Origin of the sequence: Limnohabitans sp. (genome assembly GCF_038134685.1) — a bacterium.
Classification (GTDB): Bacteria; Pseudomonadota; Gammaproteobacteria; order Burkholderiales; family Burkholderiaceae_C; genus Limnohabitans_A.
In genome coordinates this window covers 153,683-168,588 of sequence record NZ_JAYPVP010000001.1, presented here as the reverse complement: position 1 = coordinate 168,588, position 14,906 = coordinate 153,683, and the positions used below count along the sequence as shown (strand labels likewise).

The 14,906-nt window shown below is 61.6% G+C and carries 13 protein-coding genes and 1 riboswitch; of the genes, 4 read left to right on the top strand and 9 right to left on the bottom strand.

Annotation, left to right across the window (positions count from 1 at the left end; all coding sequences use genetic code 11):
* The 5 genes from AAFM15_RS00765 to queC all read right to left on the bottom strand — a co-directional run.
* On the bottom strand, positions 1-775 hold a 775-nt coding region (locus tag AAFM15_RS00765), incomplete at its 3' end, for a TPM domain-containing protein (RefSeq protein ID WP_341684786.1).
* Positions 776-783: 8 nt separating this feature from the next.
* Entirely contained in the window at positions 784-1,389 is a 606-nt protein-coding gene (locus tag AAFM15_RS00760) for a LemA family protein (protein WP_341684785.1), read from the bottom strand.
* Positions 1,390-1,435: 46 nt separating this feature from the next.
* Complete coding sequence (gene metH, locus AAFM15_RS00755) at positions 1,436-4,141, bottom strand: methionine synthase (RefSeq protein ID WP_341684825.1); 2,706 nt, start codon at positions 4,139-4,141, stop codon at positions 1,436-1,438.
* A 45-nt stretch (positions 4,142-4,186) separates the two neighbouring features.
* A riboswitch (S-adenosyl-L-homocysteine riboswitch) is annotated at positions 4,187-4,274 on the bottom strand.
* Positions 4,275-4,290: 16 nt separating this feature from the next.
* The gene (locus AAFM15_RS00750; RefSeq protein WP_341684784.1) at positions 4,291-5,340 is read right to left on the bottom strand and encodes a homocysteine S-methyltransferase family protein; all 1,050 of its coding nucleotides are present in this window, start codon (positions 5,338-5,340) and stop codon (positions 4,291-4,293) included.
* The gene (queC, locus tag AAFM15_RS00745; protein ID WP_341684783.1) at positions 5,337-6,083 is read right to left on the bottom strand and encodes a 7-cyano-7-deazaguanine synthase QueC; all 747 of its coding nucleotides are present in this window, start codon (positions 6,081-6,083) and stop codon (positions 5,337-5,339) included. The genes AAFM15_RS00750 and queC overlap by 4 nt, the downstream gene beginning before the upstream one ends.
* A 64-nt stretch (positions 6,084-6,147) precedes the next feature.
* Between queC and recQ the strand changes: the two genes are divergently transcribed.
* Positions 6,148-8,034, top strand: coding sequence for a DNA helicase RecQ (recQ, locus tag AAFM15_RS00740; protein ID WP_341684782.1), 1,887 nt, complete (start codon positions 6,148-6,150; stop codon positions 8,032-8,034).
* Here recQ and AAFM15_RS00735 read toward each other — a convergent pair.
* Complete coding sequence (locus tag AAFM15_RS00735; RefSeq protein ID WP_341684781.1) at positions 8,025-9,095, bottom strand: 3-deoxy-7-phosphoheptulonate synthase; 1,071 nt, start codon at positions 9,093-9,095, stop codon at positions 8,025-8,027. The genes recQ and AAFM15_RS00735 overlap by 10 nt on opposite strands.
* A gap of 41 nt (positions 9,096-9,136) precedes the next feature.
* Here AAFM15_RS00735 and AAFM15_RS00730 point away from each other — a divergent pair, with 41 nt between their 5' ends.
* From AAFM15_RS00730 to AAFM15_RS00720, 3 genes are all read left to right on the top strand, one after another.
* Entirely contained in the window at positions 9,137-9,610 is a 474-nt protein-coding gene (locus AAFM15_RS00730; RefSeq protein ID WP_341684780.1) for a DUF3237 domain-containing protein, read from the top strand.
* 52 nt (positions 9,611-9,662) lie between these two features.
* Positions 9,663-9,797 carry a hypothetical protein gene (locus AAFM15_RS00725; RefSeq protein WP_341684779.1) on the top strand — a complete coding sequence of 45 codons (135 nt, stop codon included), beginning with the start codon at positions 9,663-9,665 and terminating at the stop codon, positions 9,795-9,797.
* A 254-nt stretch (positions 9,798-10,051) separates the two neighbouring features.
* Positions 10,052-11,935, top strand: coding sequence for a phosphoenolpyruvate carboxykinase (GTP) (locus AAFM15_RS00720; protein ID WP_341684778.1), 1,884 nt, complete (start codon positions 10,052-10,054; stop codon positions 11,933-11,935).
* A 215-nt stretch (positions 11,936-12,150) separates the two neighbouring features.
* Here AAFM15_RS00720 and AAFM15_RS00715 read toward each other — a convergent pair whose 3' ends face one another.
* The 3 genes from AAFM15_RS00715 to AAFM15_RS00705 form a co-directional block, all read right to left on the bottom strand.
* Positions 12,151-14,040: a ferrous iron transporter B gene (locus AAFM15_RS00715; protein WP_341684777.1), complete on the bottom strand. Its 1,890-nt coding sequence runs from the start codon at positions 14,038-14,040 to the stop codon at positions 12,151-12,153.
* Entirely contained in the window at positions 14,037-14,276 is a 240-nt protein-coding gene (locus tag AAFM15_RS00710) for a FeoA family protein (RefSeq protein WP_341684776.1), read from the bottom strand. Before AAFM15_RS00710 ends, AAFM15_RS00715 begins: the two co-directional genes overlap by 4 nt.
* A 109-nt stretch (positions 14,277-14,385) precedes the next feature.
* Positions 14,386-14,841, bottom strand: coding sequence for a hypothetical protein (locus AAFM15_RS00705; RefSeq protein WP_341684775.1), 456 nt, complete (start codon positions 14,839-14,841; stop codon positions 14,386-14,388).
* Between the last annotated feature and the right edge of the window lie 65 nt (positions 14,842-14,906).

The following is a 14,906-nucleotide window of genomic DNA, read 5'->3' as shown; positions in this document are numbered from 1 at the left end:
GTCCGCTCGAACGTGCGTTCGTCGGCAGGTTCTGCAAGAACATGGCGACCATGAACCCCGCCATCACGGCCACGCCAGCCGCCCAGAGCAGGGCTGTCATGTTCCAGGTCAGAAAACCGGTCACGCCAGCAGCCGCCAGCGCACCCAGGCGACGGCCCAGCATCTGGCGCAGCACGGTGGAAACCAAAGGCACCACCACCGCCAGCATGAGCAGCAACTCGAACGGGTCCACACCGGCATCGTCAGTACCCTGTTGATACGGCAAGGCCAGCGACTCCCCTTCGATGCGGGCTTGCAGCTGCATGAGCCCCGCGCGCACGCCACCGGCATAGTCCCCGCGCTTGAACGCCGGTGCTACCACCTGGTCCAGAATGCGTTTGGCCAGTAAGTCCGGGATAGCGCCTTCCAGCGCCTTGGCGGGCGCGATGCGCATGCGCCGATCCTGCACCGCCACCACAAACAGCAGACCATCGCCCACATCGCGGGGCCCCAATTTCCAGGCGTCGCCCAGGCGTTGGGTGTAGTCAGCAATGTCTTCGGGCTGTGTGGTGGGCACCAGCACCACCACCATTTGCGTGCCCTGCTTTTGCTCGAAGGCCTGCAGCTGGGCTTCCAGACTCTGGTGGTCGGCAGGCGAGAGCACCTGGGCCTGGTCGAGCACACGCCCAGTCAAGGCCGGCACCGGCTGCAAGGCTTGGGCATGCACCCACGCCGGCAGCGCCAACCACAAACCCAATAGCCACGCGCCCACCCAGACGGGCAGGCGTTTGCTCAAGCCGGCGCTCACTTGCCGAACTCGACCTTGGGCGGTGCACTGATGGCCGCTTCATTGGCCACCGTAAAGTTGGGTTTGGCCTGGTAACCCATGACCATCGCGGTCAAGTTACTTGGGAAGCTGCGGGCCAGCACGTTGTAGTCCTGAATGGTCTGGATGTAGCGGTTGCGCGCCACGGTGATGCGGTTTTCCGTGCCTTCGAGCTGCACGCGCAAATCCGCAAAACCCTGGTTGGCTTTGAGGTTGGGGTATTGCTCGGAAACCATCATCAAGCGCGATAGCGCACTGGAGAGCTCGCCCTGCAGGTTTTGAAACTGCTGCAACGCCTGCGGGTTGTTGAGCACTTCGGGCGTGATCTGGAAACTGGTGGCTTTGGCACGCGCCTCAACCACCTTGGTCAGGGTTTCCTGCTCGAAGTTGGCTTCGCCCTTGACCGTCGCGACGATGTTGGGAATCAGGTCCGCACGGCGCTGGTACTGGTTGAGCACTTCGGACCAGGCCGATTTGCTTTGCTCGTCCAGACGCTGGAAATCGTTGTAGCCGCAACCGGTCAGGCTGGCGGCCAAGGTCAGCCCGGCCAGCAAGCTCAGGATGCGTTTTGAGGTGCGTTGCATTTGTTTTCTCCCATCCACTTCGAAGGAAACAAGCTTAACGCAAGCCTCAGAGGTTGGGGGCCAAAAGCCTTTGCAATTCGGGCACGCTCTGACCGCTGCGCGCGGCCAAATCCTGCACCTGGTCTTCGCCGATCTTGCCAACGTTGAAGTACTGCGCCTGTGGGTGGGCGATGTAGAAGCCGCTGACGCTGGCAGCAGGCGTCATGGCCAGGCTCTCGGTCAGACCCATGCCGATCTCTTCGCACTGCAGTACCTTGAACAACTCACGCTTGGCGCTGTGGTCGGGGCAAGCGGGGTAGCCGGGGGCGGGGCGGATGCCTTGGTATTTTTCGGCGATCAGGTCTTCGTTGGACAGCGTCTCGCTGGTCGCATAGCCCCACAAGTCAGTGCGCACGCGCTGGTGCAGGTACTCAGCAAAAGCCTCGGCCAGGCGGTCGGCGAGGGCCTTGAGCATGATGGCGCTGTAGTCGTCGTGCGCGGCTTCAAAAGCCTCGGCACGCTTGTCGGCGCCGATGCCCGCCGTCACCGCAAACATGCCCGCGTAGTCCTGCACGCCTTGCGGTGCCACGAAGTCGGACAGGCAACGGCTGGGGCGCAGCACCGGCTTTCCATCTGGGCCGTCAATCTCGTGCTTTTCGGTCTGCTGGCGCAGGCCGTGCCAGGTCATCGCGGTTTGCTGACGCGCTTCGTCGTTGTAGAAAGCAATGTCGTCGCCCACGCGGTTGGCCGGGAACAGGCCCACCACCGCATTGGCCGTGAGCCAGCGGCCGTCGATGATTTTTTGCAGCATGGCCTTGGCGTCGGCAAACACCTTGCGCGCCTGCTCGCCGACCACCTCGTCCTGCAGGATGGCGGGGTAGGGACCCGCCAAGTCCCAAGTCTGGAAGAAGGGGCCCCAGTCGATGTACTGCGCCAGATCGGCCAAATCAAAGTTTTTGAACACGCGGCGGCCAATGAATTTAGGCACGCTAGGCGTGTAGCCACGCCAGTCGATGGGGGTAGCGTTGGCGCGCGCTTTGGCCAGCGGCCACAGCGGCGTCTGCTTCTTGCCAGCGTGCAGTTCGCGCACCTTGGTGTAGTCGGCATTCAGTTCAGCCAGCCAGGCGGCCTTGCCTTCGCCCAGCAAGCCTTGGGCCACGCCCACACTGCGAGAAGCATCGGGCACGTACACCACCGGGCCGCTGTAGTTGGGCGCGATCTTGACGGCGGTGTGCACGCGCGAGCAGGTGGCGCCGCCGATCAAGAGCGGCGTCTGACGCTCGCGGAAATAGGGGTCCTTTTCCATTTCGGCCGCCACGTACTGCATCTCTTCGAGGCTGGGCGTGATCAGGCCAGACAGGCCGATGATGTCGGCCTTTTCTGCCTTGGCCTTGGCCAGGATTTCGTGGCAGGGGACCATCACGCCCATGTTCACCACGTCAAAGTTGTTGCACTGCAGGACCACGGTGACGATGTTCTTGCCGATGTCGTGCACGTCGCCCTTGACGGTGGCGATCACGATCTTGCCCTTGCTCTTCACATCACCGCCAGCGGCGGCCAGCTGGCGCTTTTCTTCTTCGATGTAGGGCACCAGGTGCGCCACGGCCTGCTTCATCACGCGGGCGCTCTTGACCACCTGCGGCAAGAACATCTTGCCCTGGCCAAACAGGTCACCGACCACGTTCATGCCGTCCATCAGCGGGCCTTCGATGACGTGCAGCGGGCGGCCGCCCTTGGCGATCACGGCCTGGTAGGCGGCTTCGGTGTCTTCGGTGATGAAGTCGGTGATGCCGTGCACCAGCGCATGGCTCAGGCGCTCGTTGACGTTGCCGCTGCGCCATTCGAGTTTTTTGCTGTCGTCCTTGGCGGCGCCTTTGGCACTGTCTGCAATTTCAACAAGACGCTCGCCCGCGTCCGCGCGGCGGTTAAGCACCACGTCTTCCACGCGTTCGCGTAGCGTGGGTTCAAGCTCGTCGTACACGCCCACCATGCCTGCGTTGACGATGCCCATGTCCATTCCCGCCTGGATGGCGTGGTAGAGGAACACGGTGTGGATGGCCTCGCGCACCGGGTCGTTGCCGCGGAAGCTGAAACTCACGTTGGACACGCCGCCAGACACCTTGGCACCCGGCAGGTTCTGCTTGATCCAGCGCGTGGCTTCGATGAAGTCCACCGCGTAGTTGTTGTGTTCTTCGATGCCGGTGGCAATGGCAAAGATGTTGGGATCAAAAATGATGTCTTCGGGCGCAAAGTCCACCTCGTCGACCAGGATGCGGTAGGCGCGCTCGCAGATCTCGATCTTGCGTGCGTAAGTGTCGGCCTGGCCCTTTTCGTCAAAGGCCATCACCACTGTGGCCGCACCGTAGCGCTTGATCAGCTTGGCCTGGCGCTTGAACTCGTCGACGCCTTCCTTCATGCTGATCGAGTTGACCACCGCCTTGCCCTGGATGCACTGCAAACCCGCCTCGATCACGGACCACTTGGACGAGTCCACCATGATCGGCACGCGCGCGATGTCGGGCTCGGAGGCGATCAGCTGCAGAAAGCGCACCATGGCGGCCTGGCTGTCGAGCATGGCCTCGTCCATGTTGATGTCGATGATCTGCGCGCCGTTTTCCACCTGCTGACGCGCCACGACCAGGGCCTCTTCGTACTGGCCATTCAGGATCATGCGGGCGAAAGCCTTGGAGCCGGTCACGTTGGTGCGCTCGCCCACGTTGACGAACAGCGAACCTTCGCCAATGGAGACAGGCTCCAGGCCGGACAGCTTCATGGGGGAAACGGGCAGGGCAACAGACACAGAACTCACCTTCGGGGGCACAGGTGAGCGTCGTTGAAAAGATCAAGCCCCAAGCCTGACCCGCTGGCACCAGATCTGGCGGCGGGCTGCAACGCTCCTTGGGGAAGGCCTCGATTTTACCTTCAGGCCGCTTCTTTGTAGAAGAAGCCGTTGTGCACGCTGCGCGGCGCCAGCGGACCTACGGCTTTTTGAATCGCGCCAATGTGGTCGGGCGTGGTACCACAGCAGCCGCCGACGATGTTGACCAGGCCTTCGGCGGCAAACTCGTGCAGCAGGCGGCTGGTGACATCCGGCGTTTCGTCAAAACCGGTGTCGCTCATGGGGTTGGGCAGGCCGGCGTTGGGGTAGCAGCTGATGAAAGCCTCGTCGCCCACGGCCTTGCTCAGCTCCTGAATGTAAGGGCGCATGAGCGTGGCGCCCAGCGCGCAGTTCAGGCCAATGGCCAACGGGCGGGCATGGCGAATGCTGTTCCAGAACGCGGTCACGGTCTGGCCACTCAGAATGCGACCGGAAGCGTCGGTCACGGTGCCGCTGATGATGACGGGCAAACGTTCACCACTGTTTTCAAAATACTCATCAATCGCAAACAGCGCGGCCTTGGCGTTGAGGGTGTCAAAAATCGTCTCGACCAGCAGCACGTCCACGCCGCCTTCGACCAGGGCTTCGACCTGTTCATAGTAGGCCTTGCGCAGCTCTTCAAAGGTGACGTTGCGCGCACCGGGGTCGTTCACGTCGGGGCTGATGCTGGCGGTCTTGGGCGTAGGGCCCAGAGCACCAGCGGCGTAGCGTGGGTGCTCTGGGGTGGAGAATTTTTCGCAAGCGGCTTTAGCCAGACGGGCCGAGGCCAGGTTCATCTCGCGCGCCAGATCGGCCATGCCGTAATCTTCCTGCGCTACGGTGGTGGCGCCAAAGGTGTTGGTCTCGATCAAGTCGGCGCCAGCGGCCAGGTAGGCCTCGTGGATGTCCCGGATCACGTCCGGACGCGTCAGGCTCAGCAATTCGTTGTTGCCCTTGACATCTTTGGCAAAGTCCTTGAAACGCTCACCGCGGTAGTCGGCCTCGCTCAGCTTGAAGCGCTGGATCATGGTGCCCATGGCCCCGTCCAGAATGACGATGCGTTGGCTCAGGGTCTCGGGCAGCGCTACAGCGCGGGTGTAGGTAAGGGCTTTCATAGCCCTGTATTGTAGAAAACCTTGCCGCCTGCCTGCCAGCGCGCAAAGCCCTTGGCCCGCAGCTCGCAGGCCGGACAGGTCCCGCAACCGTAGCCCCACGGGTGGCGCAAGCTACGGTCGCCGAGGTAACAGGTATGGCTGTGCTCGACGATCAAGTCCACCAAGGCCTTGCCGCCACCGTTTGCATCTGCCTGCTGGCCCAGGTCCTGTGCCAGCTGCCAGGTTTGCGCCTTGTCGATCCACATGAGTGGCGTGTCGATCAGCAAACGCCTGTCCATGCCCAGCGACAGCGCCACTTGCATGGCTTTCATGGTGTCGTCGCGGCAATCGGGGTAGCCCGAAAAATCGGTCTCGCACACGCCCGTCACGATGACCTGCAAGCCGCGGCGGTAAGCCAACGCAGCCGCCAGCGTGAGGAAAAGCAAGTTGCGTCCCGGCACAAAAGTGTTGGGCAGGCCCGAACTCTCCATGGCAATCGCGGTGTCTCGCGTCAAGCTGGTTTCGCTGATCTGGCCGAGCACGCCGGCGTCGAGCAAGTGGTCTTCGCCCAGTTTGGCAGCCCAGGCCGGAAAGCGCTGCGCGATGGCCTCTCGCACTGCCAAACGGGCCTCCAGTTCCACCGCATGACGTTGGCCGTAGTCAAAAGCCAGCGTTTCGACGCGTTCGTATTTGGACAAGGCATGGGCCAGGCAGGTGCTGGAGTCCTGGCCGCCGGAGAAAAGAACAAGGGCAGAGGTGTGCATAAGCCGGGATGGTAAACCCGTCTCGATAGCGGACAATCCCCTCTCACCCCAAGTTTTCTGACCCGTGTCTACCCACCTGCCCATTCTGCGAGAAATTTTTGGCTACGAGGCCTTTCGTGGCCCGCAACAAGCCATCATCGACCATGTGGCTGCGGGGGGTGACGCGCTGGTGCTGATGCCCACGGGTGGCGGGAAAAGCCTGTGTTACCAGATTCCGGCGATTGCGCGTCAGCGCTCAGGACAGGGCGTGACCATCGTCGTATCACCCTTGATTGCCCTCATGCACGACCAGGTGGGCGCGCTGCACGAAGCAGGGGTGGAGGCTGCCTTCCTCAACAGCACCTTGAGTTTTGAAGACGCGCAAGACACCGAGCGCCGCCTGATGCGCGGCGAGATCACGCTGCTGTACGCCGCGCCCGAGCGCGTGACCACCGCCAAGTTCCTCGGCCAGCTCGAATCGCTGCGCGAGCGCGGGCTGCTTTCGCTGTTCGCCATCGACGAAGCCCATTGCGTGAGCCAGTGGGGCCACGATTTCCGGCCCGAATACCGAGGCCTTGCGGTACTGCACGAACGCTTTGCCGATGTGCCGCGCGTGGCGCTGACCGCCACCGCTGATGCGCTCACGCGTGCCGACATCGTCGAGCGCCTGCAGCTGCAGGACGCGCGCCAGTTCGTCAGCAGTTTTGACCGGCCCAACATCCGCTACACCATCGTCGAAAAAAAGGACGCGACCACCCAGCTGCTGCGCTTCATCGAGCGCGAACACACCGATGAAGCCGGCGTGGTGTACTGCCAGTCGCGCAAGCGCGTCGAAGAAGTGGCCGACCAGTTGGTCCAGGCGGGCATCCGTGCGTTGCCCTACCACGCTGGGCTGCCGCCCGAGCTGCGGCAAAAGCACCAAAACGAATTCCTGCGTGAAGACGGTGTGGTCATGGTCGCCACCATCGCGTTTGGCATGGGCATCGACAAGCCCGATGTGCGTTTTGTGGCCCACCTGGACATGCCCAAGAACATTGAGGGCTATTACCAGGAGACGGGCCGCGCCGGGCGCGACGGCCTGGCGTCCGACGCATGGATGGCCTACGGCCTGCAGGACGTGGTCAACCAGCGGCGCATGATCGACGAGAGCCCGGCAGCAGAAGAGTTCAAGCAGGTCATGCGCGGCAAGCTCGACGCGCTGCTGGCCCTGGCCGAGGCCACCGACTGCAGGCGTGCCCGCCTGCTGGGCTACTTCGGCGAGACCTACAACGGGCAGCAGGATGCTGGCGGCGGCATCTACATGCCCTACTGCGGCAATTGCGACAACTGCCTCAATCCACCCGAAGTCTGGGACGGCACCGACGCGGCGCGCAAGCTGCTGTCCACGGTGTACCGCTGCCAGCAGGCCAGCCGCAGTGGCTTTGGCGCGGCGCACACCATGGACATCGTGCGCGGCAAGCTGACCGAAAAGGTGCAGCAGCGCGGCCACGACCAGCTCAGCACCTTTGGCGTGGGCGCCGACTACAGCGAGCAGCAATTGCGCGCGGTGCTGCGCCAGCTGATCGCCCTGGGCGCTTTGAATGTGCGCAGCGAGGAGGGCTTCAACACGCTGGAGCTGACCGAAGGCTCGCGTGCCGTTTTACGCAACGAACAAACTGTCTTGCTGCGCGAATCGGTGGCAGCAGATAAGCCCGCACGTGGCTCACGCAGCAAAGCCAGAAACACACCCAGCGCCGCGGCGACACACCTCGATGCCGAGGCCATGGTGCGCTTCATCAACCTCAAGGCCTGGCGCGCCGAGGTGGCCAAGGAACACAACCTGCCGGCCTATGTGATTTTTCACGACGCCACACTGGCGGCCATCGCACAAGCCGCTCCACACAATCTGGATGACCTGCAAGGCATCAGTGGATTGGGCAGCAAGAAGCTGGAAGCCTATGGCGCAGACGTGCTGCGTCTGTGTCAGGCCTGACGGCGCTTTTGCACCGCCAGCGCCAGAACGTCCAGCACGGGTACGGTCTGCTCAAAGCTGATGCAGGCGTCGGTAATGGACACGCCATACTGCAAGGGCTGACCCGGTTTCTGGTCCTGCCGGCCTTCGTGCAGATGGCTCTCGATCATCAGACCCATGATGCGGCGATCGCCGCCAGCAATCTGACCGGCAACGTCGTGCGCCACCTCGATCTGCTTGGCGTGCTGCTTGCTGCTGTTGGCGTGCGACACGTCCACCATCACCTGCGGCGCCAGGCCTGAAGCCTCCAGCACCTTACAAGCGGCGTCGACATCGGCAGCCGAGTAGTTGGGCGCCTTGCCCCCGCGCAGGATGATGTGCACATCCTGGTTGCCACGCGTCTCGAAGATCGCGGCCTGGCCCATCTTGGTCATGCCCATGAAGGCGTGTGGTGCTCTGGACGCCAGCACCGCATCGGCCGCCACCTTGACGCCGCCATCGGTGCCGTTCTTGAACCCCACCGGACACGACAGACCACTAGCGAGCTGGCGGTGGCTCTGGCTTTCGGTGGTACGCGCGCCAATGGCGCCCCAAGTCACCAGGTCGCTGATGAACTGCGGGCTGAGCAGATCGAGGAACTCGGTGGCCACCGGCAAACCCGCATCCAGCACATCGAGCAAGAGCTTGCGGGCCATCTCCAGGCCTTCGTTCATCGCGAAGCTTCCGTCCAGATGCGGGTCGTTGATGTAGCCCTTCCAGCCCACAGTGGTGCGTGGTTTTTCAAAGTACACGCGCATGACCACGATCAGGTCCTTGGCGTGCTTGTCCGCCTCGTTCTTGAGGCGGCGTGCATAGTCCATCGCTTGATCATGGTCGTGGATCGAGCAGGGGCCGACCACCACCACCAGCCGGTCGTCCTGGCCGTGCAGCACGTTCGAGATGGCCTGGCGCGAGGCCTCCACCAGCGCCAGATGCGCGGGGGTGGCCGGCAGTCGCTCTTCAAGCAGTGCAGGCGTCATGAGCGGGCGCACCAGGGCGATACGGGTGTCGTCGATACGGGTTTTGTCTTGGGTGGAAAGCATGGGGTTCACCAGATAATCTGAGCAAAGTGTAAAGGCCTCACATGCTTGCAACCCTGCCCCCTCCCCAACTCGAACACGTTTGTGACCTCGCTGTCACCATTTCGGCCCCCTTAGAAATCGGCCAGACCGTGGCAGGCCTGCGCCGCATGATCCCCATCACTGGGGGCGTGGTCCAGGGTCCGTTGCTCAACGGCAAGGTGCTGGCAGGTGGTGCCGACTTTCAGTTGATTTTGGGTGGCGGCACCCAGGCACATCTGGATGCGCGTTACGTGATCGAACTTGATGATGGCACCCGTGTGTTCGTGCAAAACACGGCTTTGCGTGTGGCCTCGCTGGAAAATTCGCAGCGCATCATGCGTGGCGAGCCGGTCAACCCATCCGACATCTACTTCCGCTGCCAACCCAAGCTGGAAGCTGCGGGCGACACATGGGGCTGGCTCAGCGAGAGCCAATTCATTGGCACAGGCCGCCGCGCGCCCGATGGTGTGTTTTTGAGCTTTTATCGGGTGGTTTGATTTTTCTCAAGCTTGGCTACAATACAGCCATTCCCCATGATTTGAGGTTGATATGTCTGCTCACCACGATACCCCTGCATCTGAAGACTCGGTCGAGGCCGTGGTCCCCTACATCCACTATGTGGTTCCTGCCGCTGGTGCCCTGCTGATTTTCCTGCTGGCATTCATCGCCGTGTTCATGGCCTAAAGCCCTCTGCGACACAGAAGTCACCCGCCATTGGCGGGTTTTTTTTGCCCAAAAGACAGTCGCGCATAGAGTTATGCATTTTTTGCATGACATATCCGGGTTTTGTCAGCCACAAAAGCGGCGCCCTTTCTAAAATTCGTGCTCCAAGCAGTTACCACGGCATTACATCCTTGATGTGAACAGCCTGTGACATCTTCCCAAAGGCCCTGGCATGGGCTTTTGGAAAGACGTTTTTAAACTTTGGAGCTCTTCCCATGAACGCACCCGTGATGCAGGGCCTCGCCCTCAACGCCCCGGCCTATGTCAAAAACCCCAAGCTGGTCGCTTGGGTCGCCGAAATGGCCGCCTTGTGCAAGCCCGACACCGTGTACTGGTGTGACGGCAGCCAGGAAGAGTACGACCGCTTGTGCCAGGAACTGGTTGACGCAGGCACCTTCAAAAAACTCAACCCCGCCAAGCGCGCCAACTCTTTCCTCGCCATCACCGACCCATCCGACGTGGCCCGCGTGGAAGACCGCACCTACATCTGCTCTGAAAAGAAAGAAGACGCCGGCCCCACCAACAACTGGATGGCACCCGCCGAGATGCGCGCCACGTTGAACCCCTTGTTCGACGGCTGCATGAAGGGCCGCACCATGTACGTCATCCCCTTCAGCATGGGCCCCTTGGGTTCGCACATTGCCCACGTCGGCATTGAGCTCTCCGACAGCGCCTACGTGGTGGTGAACCAAAAACTCATGACCCGCATGGGCAAAGCCGTGTACGACGTCATCGGCACCGACGGCCCCTTCGTGCCTTGCGTGCACACCGTGGGCGCGCCTTTGGCCACCATCAACGGTGTTCGCGAAAAAGACAAAACTACCTGGCCTTGCAACCCCACCACCAAGTACATCGTGCACTACCCAGAGACCCGCGAGATCTGGTCTTACGGTTCGGGCTACGGCGGCAACGCTTTGTTGGGCAAAAAGTGCTTTGCCTTGCGCATTGCGTCCAACATGGGGCGCGACCAAGGCTGGTTGGCCGAGCACATGCTCATCTTGGGCGTGACCAGCCCCGAGGGCAAAAAGTACCACGTGGCAGCCGCCTTCCCCAGCGCTTGCGGCAAAACCAACTTCTCCATGTTGGTGCCACCCGCAGCCTTCAACGGCTGGAAAGTCACCACCATCGGTGACGACATCGCTTGGATCAAGCCCCACGCCGACGGCAAGATGTACGCCATCAACCCCGAAGCTGGCTACTTTGGCGTCGCACCCGGCACCAACATGAAAACCAACCCCAACTGCATGTTGAGCCTGCACAAAGACGTGATCTTCACGAACGTGGCGCTCACCGATGACGGCGACGTGTGGTGGGAAGGCATGGAAAAAGACACTGGCAAATTGCCTGACCATTTGATCGACTGGCAAGGCAACGACTGGACGCCCGCCATCGCCAAGGAAAAAGGCAGCAAGGCCGCTCACCCCAACGCCCGCTTCACAGTGGCCGCGACCAACAACCCCGCTTTGGACCCCCAATGGGACGATGCCAACGGTGTGGCCATCGACGCCATGTTGTTTGGCGGCCGCCGCTCCACCACCGTGCCTTTGGTCACCGAAGCACGCAGCTGGACCGAAGGCGTCTACATGGCCGCGACCATGGGGTCGGAGACCACCGCCGCCGCCTTTGGCGCACAAGGCGTGGTGCGCCGTGACCCCTTCGCCATGTTGCCCTTCTGCGGCTACAACATGAGCGACTACTTCCAGCACTGGCTGGACATGGGCGCCAAGCAAGAAGCCGCTGGCTACAAGCTGCCCGCGCTGTACTGCGTCAACTGGTTCCGCAAAGACGAGTCTGGCTCGTTCGTGTGGCCCGGCTACGGCGACAACATGCGCGTGCTCAAGTGGATCATCGACCGCCTGGAAGGCAAAGCCGCTGGCCAGCAAACCATGTTCGGCGTGGCCCCCCAGTACGCCGAAATCAACTGGAATGGCATCGAGTTCAGCGCCGAACAGTTCAAGCAAGTCACCAGCATCGACAAGGCTGCTTGGGCGGAAGAATTCAAGCTGCACGACGAGCACTTCGCCAAGCTGAGCTACCACATGCCCAAAGCCCTGCTGGATACGCGTGACCAGCTGGAAGCTCGTCTGGCCACCGCCTAAGAAATTTCAGGTTCTGCGCCTATCCGGCGCTTGAGCTTGCCGCCGCCCTGGCCACAAACCGGGGCGGCTTTTTTACGGCTTGCGAGAGGGGCAGGAAGCACTATCGCAATGGCCACAACTACTGCCCGCGGTCTTGCGCTTGGCGTGTCGACGCCACAGGAAGTACACCGCCCAAGCGCCTGCAGCAGCAACCAAAACAACATCCATCAAGGCACTCATGCCATTGCCCCCACCAGGCGATAGGTCACCCAAGATGCCAGATACGCCAAACCAAACAAGTAGGTCAGCATGATGAGCGGCAGTTTGATCTGACCCACCTCTTTGCGCACCACGGCCAACGTGGCCAGGCATTGAGGTGCATACACATACCAAATCAGGAGCGACATGCCCGTGGCAAGAGACCAGCTTTGTGCAATCAAGGGTGCCAGGGCGGTGCCAACATCATCGCCTGTTTGGGATAAGGCGTACACCGTACCCAAAGCCCCCACAGCCACTTCGCGCGCGGCCAAGCCAGGAATCAGGGCAATGGCAATTTGCCAATTGAACCCGATGGGCTCGAACAGCACGGCCAAGGCCTTTCCGATCCGTCCAGCCAGGCTGAATTCAATTGCAGGGCCGACATGATCAACCGGTGCTTGTGGAAACGTCGCCAGAAACCAGAGCACCACATTCAGCGCCAGGATGATGCCGCCCACATTGCGCAGGAAGATCCAGGCCCGCTGCCACAAGCCCAGAGCCACGTCCTTGATGCGTGGCCAGTGGTAGTCGGGCAGCTCCATCATGAGTTGCGCCTGTTGCCCTTGGGGACGCCACAACTTTGCGATGGCGGCTACGGCCACGGCCGACACGGTGCCCAGCATGTACAGACCCAGCAGCACCAGCCCTTGCAAGTTCATGCCCAGCACGTCACGCTCAGGGATAAAGGCGCCAATGAGCAAAGCATAGACCGGCAGTCGCGCAGAACAAGTCATCAAGGGCGCGATGGCAATGGTCAACCAGCGGTCGCGTTTGTCAGCAATGGTGCGCGTGGCCATCACACCGGGAATCGCACAGGCAAAACTCGACAACAGAGGAATGAAAGCACGGCCAGACAAGCCCACGCTGCCCATCATGCGATCGAGCAGCAACGCTGCACGCGGCAGATAGCCTGACTCATCAAGCAACAAGATGAACAGGAACAGAATCAGGATCTGCGGCAGGAACACCAGCACACTGCCCACGCCGGCAACCACGCCATCGACCAAAAGGCTCTTGAACAAACCCTCGGGCACATGGCTGTCCAGCCCTTGGCCTGCCAACTGCGTGAGGCCCTCAATTTGCTCCATCGGCCACTGCGCCCAGGCAAACACCGCCTGAAAGATCAGGAACAGAACCGTCACGAGCACCGCCGAACCCACGAATGGATTGAGCAACCAGGCATCGAGTTTTTCACTGAGCAGGTGCCGCTGAGGCTGCATGTCCAGGCCTGCGGCCTGCATCCAGCGCTGGGCTTGTACGTCATCTTGCAAATGAGCGTCGGCCGTTTGCGGCCCCGGTCCCTGCGGGCTTTCTACAGCTTGCTGTTGCCACACCTTGTCGTCATCCAGCAAAGCCAGCAACGCTTGCGCCCCCTGCGCATGAATGCCGGTGGCCTCCACCACAGGGATACCCAAAACCTGCTGCAGCTGTGGTGCCGAAGGCGGGTGCGGCCAACTGCGCACGCGGTCCATCATGTTCAGCACCACAATACAAGGCACGTGCCAGCGCTGCAGGGCAGCAACCAGGCGCAGGCCCCGGCGCAGACGGGTTGCGTCCAGGACCACCGCCACCAAAGTCGGGCGGGGCTCCTGAAGGCTTTGCCCCAGCACGACCTGACAAGCCACAGCCTCGTCTTCGCTACCCGCCTGAAGGCTGTAGGTTCCGGGCAGGTCCACTACGGTGATCGCGTGCCCTTTCGGGGTGCGGGTGCGCCCGCGTTTGAGTTCGACCGTGACGCCAGCATAGTTGGCCACCTTCTGCTTGCTGCCCGTCAGACGGTTGAACAGTGCCGATTTGCCACAGTTAGGGTTGCCCAGCAAAGCCAACCGTTTTTGCGACAAGCCACTGATGTCCACGGTCTGGCTCATGATGCACCCTCCACCTGGACTTGGCTGGCCTCATCGGCGCGCAAGGCGAAAACGGCATTGCCAACCTGTACCACCAAAGGCCCGCCCTTGAACTGGCTGCGGCGCACCACACGGACTTGCTCGTGCGGCAAAAAGCCCAGTGCCATCATGCGCGAGGGGACAGCGCACTGTGCAGCAACCCGACACCAGGTGTTGTCAGGCGCATGCTCAAGAGAAATCACTTTCAGCGGGGACAAAATGTGAGGATGGATTTTGAGAATGATTCTCAGTATATACCTGCACATTCGGCCCATGGACGCAAAAAAGGCCTCCTAAGAGGCCTTTCAGCTTTGATGTTGACCCAGCTCAAATGTAGTACAGGCGAGAATGCACGATGCGTGCAGCGCGTCGCTCGCTGAGTTGCTCCAGGTTCTTGACCGGCAGGGAACCGGCTTCGGGAGCCTGGCGCGACATGGCCACTTGCAAATCGGCCATCAGGCGCGGGTCGGCCTTGGCCATGGCCCACAGACGAGCATCTGCCCGGCGGCTGGCCGATCGGGCGGCCATCGCGTCAAGCTTGCCCATCAACTGTTGAGCCATGAAGCGGGTGACACCACGCAAGGCCAGCAAGGCCACAACACCCACCAGCCACAGCGCCAGCCAGGCTGCAAGGACGTGGCTTTCGGCCCATTCGTTCATCAGGCTGTCTGCCAGCACCAGCAGGCCGGCAACGCTGGCCATCAGCAAGGCCACGGCCAGCTTGCGCGGGTTGGTGGCCACGCTTGCAGGATTTACAGGGGATTTCAGGATGTTCGTGTTCATGTTTTTTCCCTTGCAGTGTTTGGGTCACTGCGATATTTGATTTCAATGGTCCGAATATTAGGGTT

Coding starts and splice junctions, on each gene's coding strand:
- AAFM15_RS00715 (WP_341684777.1), bottom strand. CDS start 14,040: ATGAGCCAGACCGTGGACATCAGTGGCTTGTCGCAAAAACGGTTGGCT.
- AAFM15_RS00760 (WP_341684785.1), bottom strand. CDS start 1,389: ATGCAACGCACCTCAAAACGCATCCTGAGCTTGCTGGCCGGGCTGACC.
- AAFM15_RS00705 (WP_341684775.1), bottom strand. CDS start 14,841: ATGAACACGAACATCCTGAAATCCCCTGTAAATCCTGCAAGCGTGGCC.
- AAFM15_RS00750 (WP_341684784.1), bottom strand. CDS start 5,340: ATGAAAGCCCTTACCTACACCCGCGCTGTAGCGCTGCCCGAGACCCTG.
- queC (WP_341684783.1), bottom strand. CDS start 6,083: ATGCACACCTCTGCCCTTGTTCTTTTCTCCGGCGGCCAGGACTCCAGC.
- metH (WP_341684825.1), bottom strand. CDS start 4,141: ATGAAGCTGTCCGGCCTGGAGCCTGTCTCCATTGGCGAAGGTTCGCTG.
- AAFM15_RS00725 (WP_341684779.1), top strand. CDS start 9,663: ATGTCTGCTCACCACGATACCCCTGCATCTGAAGACTCGGTCGAGGCC.
- AAFM15_RS00730 (WP_341684780.1), top strand. CDS start 9,137: ATGCTTGCAACCCTGCCCCCTCCCCAACTCGAACACGTTTGTGACCTC.
- AAFM15_RS00735 (WP_341684781.1), bottom strand. CDS start 9,095: ATGCTTTCCACCCAAGACAAAACCCGTATCGACGACACCCGTATCGCC.
- AAFM15_RS00720 (WP_341684778.1), top strand. CDS start 10,052: ATGAACGCACCCGTGATGCAGGGCCTCGCCCTCAACGCCCCGGCCTAT.